The 14,810-nt window shown below is 69.6% G+C and carries 16 protein-coding genes and 1 riboswitch; of the genes, 9 read left to right on the forward strand and 7 right to left on the reverse strand.

Features of this window, described 5'->3' with window-relative positions; translation table 11 throughout:
• Positions 1 to 58 precede the first annotated feature (58 nt).
• A riboswitch (glycine riboswitch) is annotated at positions 59 to 154 on the forward strand.
• Between the two features lie 165 nt (positions 155 to 319).
• Genes gcvT through E1264_RS28940 form a run of 4 tightly spaced genes read left to right on the forward strand, consistent with a single transcriptional unit; the run spans position 320 to position 4,551 of the window.
• Entirely contained in the window at positions 320 to 1,432 is a 1,113-nt protein-coding gene (gene gcvT / locus E1264_RS28925) for a glycine cleavage system aminomethyltransferase GcvT (protein WP_132178616.1), read from the forward strand.
• A 40-nt stretch (positions 1,433 to 1,472) separates the two neighbouring features.
• Positions 1,473 to 1,862 (forward strand): glycine cleavage system protein GcvH, encoded by a 390-nt coding sequence (gene gcvH, locus E1264_RS28930; protein ID WP_132178617.1) that lies wholly within the window; start codon positions 1,473 to 1,475, stop codon positions 1,860 to 1,862.
• 3 nt (positions 1,863 to 1,865) lie between these two features.
• On the forward strand, positions 1,866 to 3,122 hold the full coding sequence (glyA, locus tag E1264_RS28935) for a serine hydroxymethyltransferase (protein WP_132178618.1): 1,257 nt from the start codon (positions 1,866 to 1,868) through the stop codon (positions 3,120 to 3,122).
• A 55-nt stretch (positions 3,123 to 3,177) separates the two neighbouring features.
• On the forward strand, positions 3,178 to 4,551 hold the full coding sequence (locus tag E1264_RS28940; protein ID WP_132178619.1) for an L-serine ammonia-lyase: 1,374 nt from the start codon (positions 3,178 to 3,180) through the stop codon (positions 4,549 to 4,551).
• 25 nt (positions 4,552 to 4,576) lie between these two features.
• Here E1264_RS28940 and E1264_RS28945 read toward each other — a convergent pair whose 3' ends face one another.
• Genes E1264_RS28945 through E1264_RS28960 form a run of 4 tightly spaced genes read right to left on the reverse strand, consistent with a single transcriptional unit; the run spans position 4,577 to position 8,361 of the window.
• Positions 4,577 to 5,968 (reverse strand): ferritin-like protein, encoded by a 1,392-nt coding sequence (locus tag E1264_RS28945; protein WP_132178620.1) that lies wholly within the window; start codon positions 5,966 to 5,968, stop codon positions 4,577 to 4,579.
• A complete protein-coding gene (locus E1264_RS28950; RefSeq protein ID WP_132178621.1) occupies positions 5,965 to 6,834 on the reverse strand; it encodes a DNA-binding domain-containing protein in 870 nt (289 codons plus the stop codon). Before E1264_RS28950 ends, E1264_RS28945 begins: the two co-directional genes overlap by 4 nt.
• The gene (locus E1264_RS28955; RefSeq protein WP_132178622.1) at positions 6,827 to 7,693 is read right to left on the reverse strand and encodes a DUF692 domain-containing protein; all 867 of its coding nucleotides are present in this window, start codon (positions 7,691 to 7,693) and stop codon (positions 6,827 to 6,829) included. Before E1264_RS28955 ends, E1264_RS28950 begins: the two co-directional genes overlap by 8 nt.
• Positions 7,690 to 8,361: a hypothetical protein gene (locus E1264_RS28960; protein WP_132178623.1), complete on the reverse strand. Its 672-nt coding sequence runs from the start codon at positions 8,359 to 8,361 to the stop codon at positions 7,690 to 7,692. The genes E1264_RS28955 and E1264_RS28960 overlap by 4 nt, the downstream gene beginning before the upstream one ends.
• A gap of 312 nt (positions 8,362 to 8,673) precedes the next feature.
• Between E1264_RS28960 and E1264_RS28965 the strand changes: the two genes are divergently transcribed.
• Positions 8,674 to 9,306 carry a LysE family translocator gene (locus E1264_RS28965; RefSeq protein WP_132178624.1) on the forward strand — a complete coding sequence of 211 codons (633 nt, stop codon included), beginning with the start codon at positions 8,674 to 8,676 and terminating at the stop codon, positions 9,304 to 9,306.
• 1 nt (position 9,307) lies between these two features.
• Here the strand turns inward: E1264_RS28965 and E1264_RS28970 are convergent, their stop codons facing one another.
• Positions 9,308 to 9,754, reverse strand: coding sequence for a helix-turn-helix domain-containing protein (locus E1264_RS28970; protein ID WP_132178625.1), 447 nt, complete (start codon positions 9,752 to 9,754; stop codon positions 9,308 to 9,310).
• A gap of 20 nt (positions 9,755 to 9,774) precedes the next feature.
• Positions 9,775 to 10,938, reverse strand: coding sequence for a thiolase family protein (locus E1264_RS28975; protein ID WP_132178626.1), 1,164 nt, complete (start codon positions 10,936 to 10,938; stop codon positions 9,775 to 9,777).
• Positions 10,939 to 11,293: 355 nt separating this feature from the next.
• Between E1264_RS28975 and E1264_RS28980 the strand changes: the two genes are divergently transcribed.
• The 4 genes from E1264_RS28980 to E1264_RS28995 are packed head-to-tail and all read left to right on the forward strand — an operon-like array spanning position 11,294 to position 13,949.
• Positions 11,294 to 11,710 carry a YbaB/EbfC family nucleoid-associated protein gene (locus E1264_RS28980; protein ID WP_165964433.1) on the forward strand — a complete coding sequence of 139 codons (417 nt, stop codon included), beginning with the start codon at positions 11,294 to 11,296 and terminating at the stop codon, positions 11,708 to 11,710.
• A complete protein-coding gene (locus E1264_RS28985; RefSeq protein ID WP_132178628.1) occupies positions 11,707 to 12,990 on the forward strand; it encodes a hypothetical protein in 1,284 nt (427 codons plus the stop codon). The genes E1264_RS28980 and E1264_RS28985 overlap by 4 nt, the downstream gene beginning before the upstream one ends.
• 16 nt (positions 12,991 to 13,006) lie before the next feature.
• Positions 13,007 to 13,438: a hypothetical protein gene (locus E1264_RS28990; protein ID WP_132178629.1), complete on the forward strand. Its 432-nt coding sequence runs from the start codon at positions 13,007 to 13,009 to the stop codon at positions 13,436 to 13,438.
• Between the two features lie 4 nt (positions 13,439 to 13,442).
• Positions 13,443 to 13,949, forward strand: coding sequence for a hypothetical protein (locus tag E1264_RS28995; protein ID WP_132178630.1), 507 nt, complete (start codon positions 13,443 to 13,445; stop codon positions 13,947 to 13,949).
• Positions 13,950 to 14,209: 260 nt separating this feature from the next.
• On the opposite strand, the gene E1264_RS29000 is transcribed toward E1264_RS28995, so the two are convergent.
• Positions 14,210 to 14,810, reverse strand: a 601-nt coding sequence (locus E1264_RS29000; RefSeq protein ID WP_243711229.1) for a hypothetical protein, incomplete at its 5' end; no start/stop codon positions are given.

Below are 14,810 nucleotides of genomic sequence, written 5' to 3' on the forward strand. Positions count from 1 at the left end.
GTAGGGGGACGGTGGGTGGTCGCGGGGCTAAGCCGCTGCTAGCCTGACCGGCAGCCGACGATCCCGTGCGGGAGAGTCCCTCGCAGCCGGTGGGGGACGCCGAAGGAGCAACTCCTCCCCGGAACCTCTCAGGCCCACGGACCGCACGGGCGAGGCGACCTCTGGAAAGCGGGGACCAGGTCCCCCGCCGAAGGTGCAAACCCGTCCTTGGCGACGGGTGAAGCTCTCAGGCGCCGATGACAGAGGGGGAGGCACCGATACGCCCGGTGCGCGAGTGGGACGATGGACCACGCGTGCCCGCGACGAAGGAGCCGAACCCATGCCCGCCGATCCACCCGCGAAAAGCGCGTCGTCCGCCCGGAAGACGCCGCTGCATGACGTCCATCAGGACCTCGGCGCGAACCTCGTGGACTTCGCCGGTTACCTGATGCCGCTGCGCTACAGGAGCGAGACCGCCGAGCACCAGGCGGTCCGCACCGGCGCCGGGCTGTTCGACCTGTCGCACATGGGGGAGATCTTCCTCTCCGGTCCCGGCGCGGGCGACGCGCTCGACTACGCGCTGGTCGGGAAGCTGGCGGCGATGCCCGTCGGCAAGGCCCGCTACACGATGATCTGCGCGCCGGACGGCGGCGTCCTCGACGACCTGATCGTCTACCGGCTCGCCGACACGACGTGGATGGTCGTCGCGAACGCCGCCAACGCCGGCGTCGTCCGGGACGCGCTGGCCGAGCGCGCCGCGGGCTTCGAGGCGGCGGTGGACGACCGGTCCGCCTCGTACGCGCTGATCGCGCTGCAGGGGCCGCGTTCGCAGGAGATTCTCGAAGAGTTCACCGACGCGCCGCTGGCCGACCTCAAGTACTACGCGATCCTCGCCGCACGGGTCGCGGACGTCGACGCGCTCGTCGCCCGCACCGGCTACACCGGGGAGGACGGCTTCGAGTTGTTCGTGGACGCGTCCGACGCCGTCCGGCTGTGGAAGGCGCTCGAAGGGGTGGACGGCGTCGTCCCCTCCGGGCTGGCGGCGCGCGACAGCCTGCGCCTGGAGGCGGGCATGCCGCTCTACGGCAACGAGCTGACCGCCGAGACGACGCCGTTCGAGGCGGGCCTCGGACGGGTCGTGAAACTGGACAAGCCGGGCGACTTTGTGGGCAAGTCGGCCCTGGCTGCGGTGGCGCAGACCCCGCCGGGCCGTAGGCTCGTCGGACTGGTGGCGCGGGGGCGCCGGGCACCGCGCAAGGGGTACCAGGTCGTCACGTCCGGCGGCGCGCCGTGCGGGGTCGTGACGAGCGGCGCCCCGTCCCCGACACTGGGCGAGCCGATCGCCATGGCGTATCTCGACAGCGGCGCCGGGGAGACCGGTCTCGCCGTGGACGTCCGCGGCCGGAACGAGCCCGTGGACGTGGTGGCCCTGCCGTTCTACAAGCGTTCCTGAAATCCGGGGGAACTCCCGCAATGAGAAGAGAGAAGTGATCGTGAGCGTTCCGGAGCAGCTCCGCTACAGCGAAGAGCACGAGTGGGTGTCGGGCCTGGGCGGCGATGACGGCATCGTCACCATCGGCATCACCGCCCATGCCGCCGACGCCCTCGGGGAGATCGTCTACCTCGAACTGCAGCCGTCCGAGGGCGACACCGTCGAGGCGGGCGAGCCGTGCGGCGAGGTCGAGTCGACGAAGTCGGTCAGCGACCTGTACTCGCCGGTCAGCGGCGAGGTCACCGCGATCAACAGCGCGGTGGTGGACGAGCCGAAGGTCATCAACGACGACCCGTACGGCGAGGGCTGGATCTTCAAGGTCCGGGTGTCGGACGAGCCGGGCGACCTGCTCGACTCCGTCGCCTACGAGAAGCTGATCGAGGAGGACTGACCGGTGCGCCTGCACGACCCGCTCGCCACGGCGGACCCGGAGGTCGCCGAGGCGGTCACCGCCGAGCTGCGCCGGCAGCAGTCCACCCTGGAGATGATCGCGTCGGAGAACTTCGCGCCCGTGTCGGTCCTGGAGGCGCAGGGCTCCGTCCTGACCAACAAGTACGCCGAGGGCTATCCCGGGCGGCGGTACTACGGCGGCTGCGAGTTCGTCGACGTCACCGAGCAGCTCGCGATCGAGCGCGCGAAGGCGCTGTTCGGGGCCGAGTACGCGAACGTCCAGCCGCACAGCGGCGCGCAGGCGAACACGGCGGTGTACTTCGCTCTGCTGCAGCACGGGGACACGATCCTCGGCCTCGACCTCGCGCACGGCGGGCATCTCACGCACGGGATGCGGCTGAACTACTCCGGCAAGGTGCTGAACGTGGTGCCGTACCACGTCCGCGAGGAGGACGGCCTCGTCGACATGGACGAGGTGGCCGCGCTCGCGGACGAGCACCGCCCGAAGATGATCGTGGCGGGCTGGTCGGCGTACCCGCGGCAGCTCGACTTCGCGGCCTTCCGAAAGGTCGCCGACTCGGTCGGCGCGCTGCTCATGGTCGACATGGCGCACTTCGCGGGCCTCGTCGCGGCGGGGCTGCACCCCTCGCCCGTGCCGCACGCGGACATCGTCACGACCACGACGCACAAGACGCTCGGCGGGCCGCGCGGCGGGCTGATCCTCGCCCGCGAGGAGTACGGCAAGAAGATCAACTCGGCGGTGTTCCCCGGCATGCAGGGCGGCCCGCTGGAGCATGTGATCGCCGCCAAGGCCGTCGCGCTCAAGATGGCCGCGACGGACGAGTTCCGCGACCGGCAGGCCCGCACGATCGAGGGCGCCCGGCTCCTCGCCGACCGCCTCCTCGCCGAAGACTCGGCGAAGGCCGGCGTGAAGGTCCTGACCGGCGGGACGGACGTCCACCTGGTCCTGGTCGACCTGGTCGACTCCGACCTCACCGGACGGGACGCCGAGGACCGCCTGCACGACATCGGCATCACCGTCAACCGCAACGCCGTCCCGAACGACCCGCGTCCGCCGATGGTGACGTCCGGGCTGCGGATCGGCACGCCCGCCCTCGCGACGCGCGGCTTCACCGCCGCCGACTTCGCCGAGGTCGCCGACGTCATCGCGCTGGCGCTGCAGCCGTCCTTCGACCGCGACGTACTGTCCGCCCGCGTGAAGGCGCTGGCGGACAAGCATCCCCTGTATCCCGACCTGTGATGTCCTCCGTGCCCCCTCGCCCAGACGCGAGGGGGCGCGGGCAAAGGGGGCAGCAATGGCCATCAGCGTTTTCGACCTATTCAAGATCGGCATCGGCCCGTCGTCGTCCCACACCGGCGGACCGATGGCCGCAGCACACCGTTTCGCCCGCGGCCTGCACAGGGACGGTCTCCTGGAGAAGACGGCGACCGTCCACGCCACCCTCTACGGTTCACTCGGCCTCACCGGGAAGGGCCACGGCAGCGACAAGGCCGTCATCCTCGGCCTCGAAGGCGACAAGCCCGAACTGGTCGACGTGGACCTCATCGACGAGCGCCTGGCATCGATCCGCGAACGCGGAACGCTCCACCTCTTCAACGACCACGACATTCCCTTCGTCGTCAACGAGCACCTCGTCTTCGAACGCAAGGAATCGCTCCCCGGCCACCCCAACGGCATGCGCTTCACCGCCCGCGACGACTCGGGCGACGAGCTGCGCTCCAAGGTGTTCTACTCGGTCGGCGGCGGCTTCATCGTGGACGAGAACGCCACCGGCGCCGACCGCATCAAGCCCGACGACACCGTCCTGCCGCATCCGTTCGAGACGGCCGCCGAACTCCTCGAACGCTGCCGCGAGACGGGCCTGTCCATCTCCGCGCTGATGCTGGAGAACGAGAAGGCGTTCGGCCGCACGCCCCAGGAGATCCGCGCGGAACTCCTGAACCTCTGGCAGGTCATGCGCGCCTGCGTCGACCGGGGCTGCACCCGCGAGGGCCTCCTCCCCGGCGGCCTCAAGGTCCGCCGCCGCGCGCCCCAGCTCCACCGGCAGCTCTCCACCGAGAAGCCCGCCGACCCGCTCCACGCCATGGACTGGGTCACCCTCTACGCCCTCGCCGTCAACGAGGAGAACGCCGCCGGCGGGCGCATCGTCACCGCCCCCACCAACGGCGCCGCCGGGATCGTCCCGGCCGTCCTGCACTACTACGACCGCTTCGTCCCCGGCCACGACGACGAGGGCGTCGTCCGGTTCCTCCTCACCGCCGGGGCGATCGGCGTCCTGTTCAAGCAGAACGCGTCCATCTCCGGCGCCGAGGTCGGCTGCCAGGGCGAGGTCGGCTCCGCCTGCTCGATGGCCGCCGCCGGGCTCACCGAGGTGCTCGGCGGCACCCCCGAGCAGGTCGAGAACGCCGCCGAGATCGGCATCGAGCACAACCTCGGCCTCACCTGCGACCCCGTCGGCGGCCTCGTCCAGGTCCCGTGCATCGAACGCAACGCGGTCGGCGCCATCAAGGCCATCAGCGCCGCCCGCATCTCCCTCCGCGGCGACGGCCGCCACTTCGTCTCCCTCGACAAGGCCATCAAGACGATGCGCGACACCGGCCGCGACATGCTGGACAAGTACAAGGAGACGAGCCGCGGCGGCCTCGCCGTCAACGTCATCGAGTGCTGATCGGCCCCGACCAGGGGCATTTACGTCAGACTTCGGCGAGGAGGCTGATCTGCCGTTGGACGCCGTCCGGGCCGCCGAGGACCGGGAAATGGTCGATCGCCTTGTCGCAGAGGTCGGCGAGCTGCTGCTTCTTGGTGCGGTTCTTCGCCTTGGAGAAATCGTAGAACTCGAATGACGGCGCGGCGTGGAGCATCCCCTCCTCCGGGCCGCCGGGAATGGGCGTGCTGACGAGCACCTGCGCGATCGGGTACAGGACGCCCTGCATGATGGCGACGCCGTTGCGTTCGAGCCCGTACCGCCGGCTGAAGAGCTCGGTGCGGTTCTCCTGGACCCGCACCGTCTCCACGTCGTCGGTGGAGGTCCGGTAGAGCTCGTCCAAGACGCACAGGGTGTAGCAGTAGGCCGCGTTGAACAGCGTCATCAGGCTGTGGACGCCCGGCTGGTCCTTGAAGTCGGCCACCTTCGGGTCGGACAGGACGGGCCAGGTCGCCTCCGGGTCGTCGAGCCGGATGTCGTTGTCGGCGCCGTCGACCGCGCCGATGCCCTCCTCGCCCCGCTCGATGCGCAGGAACTTCTCGTAGTGGGTGAAGTCCTCGACGCCGTGCTTGACCTTGATGTGCTGGTGGTCCTTGAGGGTGCCCTCGCCCTGCTCGATGATGAGGTCCAGCGCCGCCTTGGCGGTCTCGAGGTTGTGGACGCGGATCGGCTTCCCGTTGCCGAACTCGTTCCAGAAGGCGCGCTTGTACTGCTTGCGCGCGTCGCCGAGCGCCCACTTGATCTTCTTCTTCTCGTCCAGGTCGGTGAAGCCCTTCTCGATGGAGCGGTAGAAGGCCCCCAGGCTGGTGTACTGGCCGACGGCCTTCGGATGCGCGTCGAAGGTGGTCGCCTTGGGACTGACGTCGTCCGGCATCTCGATCCGGCGGAACATCTTCACCTGCTCCATGGTCAGCTTGCCGAGGGAGAGGTCGATCTCCGCGCCGTCCTTGTCCTTGGGGTTGTAGCGGTGCAGCATCTTGCTCGGGTAGGACGGGATGAACTTCTTGTCGTAGAAGGTGATCTGGTCGCCGCACCCGATCGCGACCATCAGGTTGCGCACCAGCGCCAGGTGCAGCATCTCCTCGATCGAGATCCCGATCAGCGACCGCAGGATGCCGCGCGGCGCGGCCCACTGGGAGTGCCCGCGCGTCCTGATCGAGTAGGCGCCGTACAGGTAGAGCGGGATGGTGGACAGCTCCACCTGGGCGGCGACGTGCAGGTGGTCGGCCAGGTCCTGGACGCTCTGGATGCCCTTCTCGGGATCGAGCTTCTTGATCGGTTCGATCCTGGCCGCTTCCGCCTGTTTCGCCTGTTTCGCCTGTTTCGCCGGGGCCTTCGCGGCCGTCCCGCGGCTCCTCGTGCCGATCGTCTTGGTGGTCATCGTGCGCCCTTTCTCGTGGGTGTGACGGAGCCGCTCCCGGGTTCGCGGTCAGCGGGTTCGCGGTCAGCGGGTTGGTCGAGGTGGGTGAAGAAGCCGAGGTCGGTCCAGCGGCGGAGGAGGCCGATGGCCTGCGCGTCGACGTGCTCGAAGGCGGCGCCGACCGCGGCGCCTCCGGCCAGCGCCCGCAAGGCCCGGTGGGCGGCGGGATCGAGCTCGCGCATCGTGACCTTGTAGTCCCGCCGGTGGACGGCCAGCCGCACGGGACGGGCCGCGGGAGGATCGGGGTCCTCGCCGCGCCGGACCGCCGCCAGGTACTCGTGGACGGGAAACGCCAGCCGGGGAAGCCGAAGGCAGGGGGCGACCACCGGGCGCAGGCCGGGCAGGCCGGCGGGTCCTGGGAGTTCGTCCGTGGCCGGGAGGACGGCGTCCTCCGTACCGGGGCCCTCGATGACCTCGGTGATGATGCGTTCCAGACGGGCCATGTCGATGATCAGGTCGGGCCAGTCCGGTCCTGCCGGGGCGTCCGGTCCCCGCCGGTCCGGCCGGGTCGCCGACAGGTGGGCGGCGAAGCCCTCGTCCAGGCGGGACAGCGTGTAGGTGCTGGGTGGACGGGCGTCGAGGTAGTCCAGGGCGAAGCTGTCGAACGTCTCCTCGCCCAGCAGGTGGGCCAGCCCGGGATGCAGGCCGCGCATGTTCTCCAGCAGCCGGAGCCGGTAGCCGCGCCAGTAGATCGCCAGGCGCTCGCGGGCGGTCAGCGTCTCGGACGCGGTGAGGACGCGGGCCGCCTCGTCCAGGTCGCCGTCCGGGTCCATGATCGCCGTCTGCAGGCACCGCTGGAGCCGGGCGAGGCCGGGCGGCTCAGCCATCGCGGCGGCCCCCGGCCATGCTCGTCTGCCGGGCCTTGCCAGCGACGTTCCGGGCCTTGCCGAGTTCGGCCTCCAGGACGGGGAAGCCGGGCAGCTTGTCGTCCCACTCCAGCAGGGTGGGGATGTCGGCGCGGCGCTCGGCGACGCGGCGGTACAGGTCCCAGACCTCGTCGGTGACCGGGCCGTCATGGGTGTCGATGAGGTGCGTGCCGTAGTCGGTGTGCCCGGCCAGGTGGATCTGCTCCACGCTGTCCAGCGGGATCGCGTCGAGGTAGTCCACCGGGTCGGCGTCGTGGTTGGCCGCCGAGACGTAGACGTTGTTGACGTCCAGCAGCAGCCCGCAGCCGGTGTCCTCGACCAGCCGGGCCATGAACTCCTGCTCGGACATGGTCGACGCGGTGAAGCCGACGTACGTGCTCGGGTTCTCCAGCACCAGCCTGCGTCCCAGGACGTCCTGCACGGTGCGCACCCGGCCGGCCACGTGCGCCAGCGCCGCCTCGGTGAACGGCAGCGGCAGCAGGTCATGGGTGTTGCGGCCCATGACCCCCGTCCAGCACACGTGATCGGACACCAGCCGGGCCCTGACCGCGTCGGCGAGGTCCCGCAGGCGGGCGAGGTACCCGAAGTCGAGCGGATCGGTGGAGCCGATGGACAGCGACACCCCGTGCAGGACGATCGGGTAGCGGTCGGCGATCGCGTCCAGGGCGCGGCGGCGCCCGCCCCCGCAGTCCATGAAGTTCTCCGAGATCACCTCGAAGAACCCGACGTCCGGGAGGTGGCGCCGCACATGGTCCATGTGCGGCGCGCGCAACCCCAGCCCGAACCCGAGCGGCCGTTCCCCGGCGCTCGGCGGCGTCATCGCTTCTTCCCGGCCGCGCCCTTCCGGCGCGCCCCGGCAGTCCTCGTACGCGACGCGCTCGCACGGGATGCGCTCGCACGGGCCGTCGACTTGCGCTGCCCGTTCGACCGGGGATCCGGCAGGTCGCGGCCGTCGTCGACGTCGTACTCGGGCAGCATGTCGTCGGGGATGCCCTCGGCCGGGGCCGGCCCGTACGCCAGCCCGGCCCGGTACATCCGGTCCTCCATGATGCGCCTGGCCTGCAGCCACACGCTCTTGCCCTTCATCGGGCCCCCGCTGAACACCCGGCTGATGTTCACCGGGCTGGCGCAGCTGCCGTTGAACCGGCACGCCTGCTCGCCGGGCCGCCACTGCTGCTCGTCGCTCCCGGCATAGCCGCAGCCGCCCTGCCCGCGGCACTGCCCCTCGCCGTGGCACACATGGCGCACGGTCGCGCAGTTCCCGGTCCCCGCCATGGTCGCCGCGCCGTCGACGTCGAAGGCCTTGCACGCGTTCAGCCCCATGCAGATGTGCTGCTCCAGCCCCTCGGCCGGGGCCCCGCAGCTCGCCGCCCCGAAACTGCGGCCGCTCGAATCGTCCCTGAGCTCGGCCGCGTACTCCATCGACGACAGCACCTCGGCGTCCGCCGCCTCGTCGTGACCGTCGTGCTCCCGCTTCACCCTTGCCATGGCTCCCCCGATTTCCGCGAATTCGGCGGCAATGTCGAATTCCGGCCCTCGATGCCGGTGGACATCGCGAACCCTCCGCCACCTTTGCCGGAACGAAGATCGGTAACCGCGGCCCTGGACTTATTACGCTTTAAGAAGGACACCCCGCTCCCCTTGACCCGCGATTGCCCGAGCCACACGATCACTTCACGAAGCCGAGCGTTTGCCGAGCCACGAGAATCCACCGGCGGCCGAACCGCGGCCCCGGCGGGATCCCCCGGTGGCCCCTCCACCGGCCCGGACGCCGGACCGGACGTGTGAGATGATCGTTTTATGCCGATTGATCCCCATTTGCTGGTGGCGTTCTTCGTGACCTCGATCGTGGCGATGGTCATTCCGGGGCCGGACATGCTGTTCGTCCTCGGGTGCGGGATGCGGGGCGGAGCGCGCGCGGGTCTGCTGGCCACGGCCGGGGTGGCGACGAGCGAGGCCGTCCACGTCGCCGTCGCGGCGGCGGGGCTGGCGGCGCTGTTCGCCGCGGCGCCGGTCGCGTTCACGGCGGTGCGGATCGCGGGAGCCGCCTACCTCGTGTATCTCGGCGTCCAGACCATTCGCCGCCGCAAGGACGATCAGGACGACGGCCTGCGGTCCACCGGCCGGATCTCGGGACGGCGCGCCTATCTCAACGGCCTGGTGACCAATCTGCTGAACCCGAAGATGGTCACGTTCACGATCGCTTTCCTGCCCCAGTTCATCGACCCGGGAATGGGCCACGTATGGGTGCAGTTCGCGGTTCTCGGCGCCATTCTCATCGCGCTGGAGTTCCTCGTCGACGGCACGGTCGGCGTCCTCGCCGGACGGATCGGGGACTGGCTGCGCCACCGGCGGGCCGCCCGCCAGCGGCTCAACGTCGCCGTGGGCGGCCTCTTCATCGGCCTCGGGGTGCGCCTGGCCGCCGAACGGTGAGTCAGCCGGTCAGCGCGCCGCGGCCGGACGGGGAATGGGCGCCGGCGCGGGCCTCGCCGCCGCAGTGGCGGCACACGACCATCGGGCTGACCGCATGGCCGCAGGAATGCCGCCAGCGGACGGGCGGATCGTCGGGGTGCAGGTGCCGGTCGCCCCACGCCATCAGCACCAGAAGGACGTCGCACAGCTCCACACCCGCCCGCGTCAGGTGGTACTCGTAGCGGGCGGGGTGATCGCTGTAGCGCACGCGGCGGACGATGCCGTTCGCCTCCAGCTTGCGGAGCCGGGCCGTGAGGATGTCGCGGGACGCGCCCGTGTTCCGGACGATCCGGTCGAACCGCCGCACGCCGTAGCTCAGCTCGCGGATGGCGAGCAGGCTCCAGCGCTCGCCGACCAGGTCCAGGGTGTCGGCGATGGAGCACTCGCGCGGCGCGGCGTCCTTCGGCATACCGGGCAGCCTAACCGCCGTCAGAGCCGCTCGATGACGGTCGCGTTCGCCAGGCCGCCGGCCTCGCACATGGTCTGGAGCCCGAACCGTCCGCCGCGGTCTTCCAGGGCGTGCAGCAGCGTCGTCATGATGCGGGCGCCGCTGGCGCCGAGCGGGTGGCCGATCGCGATCGCGCCGCCGCGGACGTTGACCTTCGCCAGGTCGGCGCCGGTCTCGCGCTGCCAGGCGAGGACGACCGGGGCGAACGCCTCGTTCACCTCGAACAGGTCGATGTCGTCCAGCGCGAGGCCGCCGCGCTCCAGGACCTTCGCGGTCGCCGGGATGATCGCGGTGAGCATCAGGAGCGGGTCGTCGCCGGTGACGGCGAACGCGTGGAAGCGGGCGCGGGGGCGCAGGCCGAGGCGTTCGGCGACGTCCGCGCCCATGACGAGCACGGCCGCGGCACCGTCGTTGATCGGGGACGCGTTGCCCGCGGTGATCTTCCAGCCGATCTCGGGGAACCGCTCGGCCATGCGCTCGTCGTAGTAGGCGGGTCTGAGCCCGGCGAGGACCTCCGGCGAGGTGTCCGGGCGGACGGTCTCGTCCCGCTGCCCGGGCCAGGCGACCTCCCGGTCGAACTCGCCGTTCTTCCACGCCTCGGCGGCGCGGCGGTGCGACTCGCAGGCGTAGGCGTCGAGGTCCTCGCGCGGCAGGTCCCAGCGGGCGGCGATCAGCTCGGCGCTGATCCCCTGGCCGACGAGGCCGCCGGGGTAGCGCTCGGCGAGCATCGGCCCGAACGGGTCGCTGCCGGGCAGCACGCTCGACCCCATCGGCACGCGGGACATCGACTCGACGCCGCACGCGATCGCGATGTCGTACGCGCCGCTCTGCACGCCCTGCGCCGCGATGTGCAGGGCCTGCTGGGACGAGCCGCACTGCCGGTCGACCGTCATGGCCGGGACGCTCTCGGGGAACCCGGCGGCGAGGACGGCCGTGCGGGTGATGTTGAGCGCCTGGTCGCCCGCCTGGGTCACGACGCCGCCGATGACGTCGTCCACCTGCGCGGAGTCGAGCCCGGCGCGCTCGACGAGCTTCCGCAGCGTCCGCGCGAGGAGGTCGGCGGGGTGGTCGCCGTGCAGCGCCCCGTTCGGCTTGCCCTTGCCGACCGGCGTCCGCACCGCCTCCACGATCACCGCGTCCCGCATGCTCCCCACCTCCGTTTGATCTTCCAACTCACCCTTCGAGCATCCCTCCACTTAGTTGGAAAACACAACCCACCTCCAGGTGACCTCGATCACCCCACCAACCCCACCGCCAGACCCCGGGCCCGAGAAACGCATTCAGGACGAGTGACACGACCTTTCGGCACTGACCGATTCAAATGCCGAGTCCCCCGATTCCAATACCCGGCCTGGCCTCATACCCGCCCAAGCCAAGGGACATAAGTGTGCTTTACGGACATTTGAACAGAACTGCAAGCCATGGTTGAATGTCTCCGCACCAATGCTCCTTTCAGGATTGAATACCCCGCGGACCCCTGTAGTCGACAGCGGAGTAGGCATGAGCGACAGCGATCAGAGATCCGACGCCGACGCCCCGGAACCGTTCGCCTCGATCGATGAAGAGCTGGCTGATCAGCTGGCCAAATACAAGGACGTCCGCGAGGAGATCCGACACCTGAGCGCCTCGGTCACTTCTCAGGACCGCACTGTCACGGTCACCGTCGGCCCCGGCGGGGCCGTACAGGACATCGAACTCCAGCAGCAGGCGCTTCGCCTCGGGCCGGAGCAGCTCGCCAAAACGCTGATCACCGTGATCAGGAAGGCGACCGCCGAGGTGAACCAGGAAATGGCCGGCCTCGTCCAGCCGATCGCGCCCCCCGGCGTGGACGTGATCGACATGGTCAACGCCCACCTGCCCGACGTCGAGACCGACGACCCGGACGAGTACCTCCGGAAGAAGGGCATCCGCTGGTGACCGAGATCGTCTACGACCCAGCCAAACTGGTCTCCGCCGCACAGAAGATGGACGGCTACCAGTCCCTTGCCGCCGATATCAAGGCGTCCGCCAAGGCCGCCGACATCGGGCGCGGCTTCAACATGTGGGGAGGAGTGGGCAGGGCCGCCCAACTCGATAACTGGTACCAGAACGCGGCCAACGAACTGCACGAGTCTCTTCAATTGCCGGAGAGGTACATTCACAAGGCGGCGGACTCGCTGCTCAAGACCGCCGAGAACTACCGCAAGGCGGACCAGCAGGTTCTGAGCAATATCAAAAATGTGGAGAAACTCCTCGCCAACCCCGCGAAGGGTAAGGCGATGGCACCCGAACGCCCTCCCTCGCTGAGTGAGGCGGGCCCGCTCAAATTCGATGCTCTCGAGGATATACCGGTTATCAGCTCCCTCGGCAAGGGGGTCAAAAAGGCGTTCGAAGAGAAGGACTTCGCCGACCTGTCATCGTTCACCGGAGACGCCATCAGCACGGGTATCGGGCTGGCCGCCGATCCAGCAGGCTTTCTCACTGGCATGGGTCTCAGCTTTCTCATAGACATCATCCAGCCCTTGGAGGACGCCCTCGCCTACGTCACCGGGCACCCGGAGAAGATCGACGATACGAGCAACCAGTGGGAACTCGTGGGCAAGAAACTCGGCGAGCTGTCCAAGCAGGTTCAGCAGATACCGCAGCAGGACATCGCCGAGAGCGTCTGGAAGGGACCTGCCGCCGACCGGGCGAGAGCGCACATGACCGCCTTCACCGAGGGGCTGGACGACCTGGCGAAGGAGGTCACCCATGTGCGAGCCATCCTCGGCGCGAGTAAAACGATCATGGAGGTCGCACAAGCATTCATGATCGACCTCATCAGCACTCTGGTCGACTGGCTGATCGCGATCTGGGTTCCTGCGATGGCGGCCGCGCCGGTAACGGCCGGCGCCAGCACCGCCTCTGCTGCCGGGGCCACCGGTATTCAGGCCACGGTCGCCTTCCAGCGCGCCTCAGCCATGATCCAAAAGGTGCGCAACGTGCTGATCCGCCTCTCCACGCTGCTGCGCCACTTGGCCAGGTACGCAGTAGAGAACCGGCGCGGTATCGACCTGCTCAGCGGTTGGGCGCTCAGCACCGGGATCAACGCCGCGTTCAAATCAGGCGGCGCAGCGTGGCAGGGCGTCGCCGGTGGTGGAGGCTCTCCCGAAGAAATAAGGACGAGACTGGATCCCGGCGGTTTCCCGGGCCCGGTCAGTCCGCCACGGCAGGCGTAGATTCGGTGGTGGAACTGTGCAGACGTTGAGGCCGCTACTACTCGAAAGTGCGGAGGATCCGGCTCCCGTACCCGAGGATTCGGCGCTGGACATCCGGTTCTCGGTGGACTCCAAGTTCGCCGGCGAGCTCCCAGAACTGTCGTGTCAGATCGACGGCCACCCCGTGGACGCCGCACCGGGGCGCTGGTACATCCCGGTCGCCTCCGGGTCACGGACGATCACGCTGCGGTGCGGTGTCACCGCGTCCTTCGCCACGGAGGCGGTCAAGGGACGTGCCCGGATCATCCAGGTCTGGATCAGGCCCGGAGCGGCCGTGCCGATGGTCGTTTCGGCCCCGCTACCACCACCGAAGAAGGGCCTGCAGAGCTGGAACCTGCGGGTCGGTCTCTTCCTGCTCGCCGCATTCGTCATTCTCTTTGTCGCGAACACTCTGGCCGATCGGATGTAGCACGATGAATTCCAAGTCCGGCTGGTTCGGCCCGCTGCTACGGCCGGTCCAGGGTGAAGAAGAGTCGCTCCAACTGGTCGTCCGGTATGTGTGGCCGTTCACGCACAAGAATTTCCCATCAACCCGTGACGAGTACCGGCCAGCGGTCACAGTGAACGGGGAGACCGTCCCCGCCGAATGGGGTACCAGCATCTACGTGCTCCGAGAACCGTCCTGGACGCTCCGCGCGGTTCAGGGCCAGGAGCTGGTGGAGGACGGAGAAATAGCAGGCCCCACTCCCGTTCGGAGCTCAGGGACGGTCCTGGCATCGGAGCCGGCGGAACTCGTCTACGCGCCATCCGGCCCGGGCCGCGGCCTTTTCCGCAGAAGCAACGCCGTCCCGCCTCGCCTGCACGCCGGGCGCTCTGACTGGAGAGACGTGTCCAGCCCGCTGAGGACCGTCGGCGTGTGGGTGATCTTCTACATCATGGTGCTCTTCGGGCCGACGTGGGCGCTGCTCTCAAAGCTCTGAACAGCGGTCATGTCAAAACCCGGGGGCCGTGGTGGGTGCCGCGGCCTCCGGGTGTCGGGCCGCTCAGCGGGAGGGGCCCATGCTGTGGTCCGTCTGTTCCCTCCATACGTCGAAGCGCCCCTCGGCGGAGCCGCCCGGAAGTGCAGGATCGGACAAGCGCTGCCTCCTCTGGCCTCGACGTCACGTTCCCTTCGGACAATAGCCCCACAAGCCGCCATAGGCCCTCAAACAACCTCAAAGGCCCCGTAAGGCTTGGGCGCTCAGACGACGGTCGGCGGCTGCTCCTTCGGCACCAGCCGCAGCCGCACCACCGTGGGCAACGAGTCGCGTTCGAGCGCGGCGCACAGCCGGGCCACGCCCTCCTCCTCGATGCGCCGCCGCAGCTCGGCGGGATCGGCGCGGTGCCCGTACGCGACGTTCAGCCGAAGCTCGGGGCGCCTCGACGAGCCGATCAGCCGGGCCCGCACCTTCCGCACGCCCGGGTACTCGCCGATCTCGTCCTCGATCGCGCCCGTGACGGCCTTCGCCGACAGCCGCGTCCCGCCCGTGTCGGCGTCCGGCTCCATCGCCAGCGCCGCCAGCTTGCCGGAGCGTGCCTGCGCGAGCAGCCACGCCAGCCCCAGCAGCGCCAGCACGACGGCCGCCGCGGCGAGCGCGGGCCAGAACCAGCCCCGCTCGTCGGCGAAGCGGCGCACCTCGTCCGACAGGACCGGCGCGGACGCCCGCCCGTCCCCGAAGGCGCCCAGGCCGCGGGCGAGTCCCGCGCCCCCGGCCGCGGCCAGGATGGCACCGAGCAGGCTCAGCCCGGTGCGATTGAGATGCGCAGGCCGACGATCCATCACCGATCCCCCTGCTTCACCC

The sequence above is a fragment of the Actinomadura sp. KC216 genome (assembly GCF_004348535.1).
Classification (GTDB): Bacteria; Actinomycetota; Actinomycetes; order Streptosporangiales; family Streptosporangiaceae; genus Spirillospora.

What these genes read in the sequence shown, in the direction of transcription:
- gcvT (WP_132178616.1), top strand. Translation starts at nt 320, where the DNA reads ATGCCCGCCGATCCACCCGCGAAAAGCGCGTCGTCCGCCCGGAAGACG.
- E1264_RS28940 (WP_132178619.1), top strand. Translation starts at nt 3,178, where the DNA reads ATGGCCATCAGCGTTTTCGACCTATTCAAGATCGGCATCGGCCCGTCG.
- E1264_RS28945 (WP_132178620.1), bottom strand. Translation starts at nt 5,968, where the DNA reads ATGACCACCAAGACGATCGGCACGAGGAGCCGCGGGACGGCCGCGAAG.
- E1264_RS28950 (WP_132178621.1), bottom strand. Translation starts at nt 6,834, where the DNA reads ATGGCTGAGCCGCCCGGCCTCGCCCGGCTCCAGCGGTGCCTGCAGACG.
- E1264_RS28955 (WP_132178622.1), bottom strand. Translation starts at nt 7,693, where the DNA reads ATGACGCCGCCGAGCGCCGGGGAACGGCCGCTCGGGTTCGGGCTGGGG.
- E1264_RS28960 (WP_132178623.1), bottom strand. Translation starts at nt 8,361, where the DNA reads ATGGCAAGGGTGAAGCGGGAGCACGACGGTCACGACGAGGCGGCGGAC.
- E1264_RS28965 (WP_132178624.1), top strand. Translation starts at nt 8,674, where the DNA reads ATGCCGATTGATCCCCATTTGCTGGTGGCGTTCTTCGTGACCTCGATC.
- E1264_RS28970 (WP_132178625.1), bottom strand. Translation starts at nt 9,754, where the DNA reads ATGCCGAAGGACGCCGCGCCGCGCGAGTGCTCCATCGCCGACACCCTG.
- E1264_RS28975 (WP_132178626.1), bottom strand. Translation starts at nt 10,938, where the DNA reads ATGCGGGACGCGGTGATCGTGGAGGCGGTGCGGACGCCGGTCGGCAAG.
- E1264_RS28980 (WP_165964433.1), top strand. Translation starts at nt 11,294, where the DNA reads ATGAGCGACAGCGATCAGAGATCCGACGCCGACGCCCCGGAACCGTTC.
- E1264_RS28995 (WP_132178630.1), top strand. Translation starts at nt 13,443, where the DNA reads ATGAATTCCAAGTCCGGCTGGTTCGGCCCGCTGCTACGGCCGGTCCAG.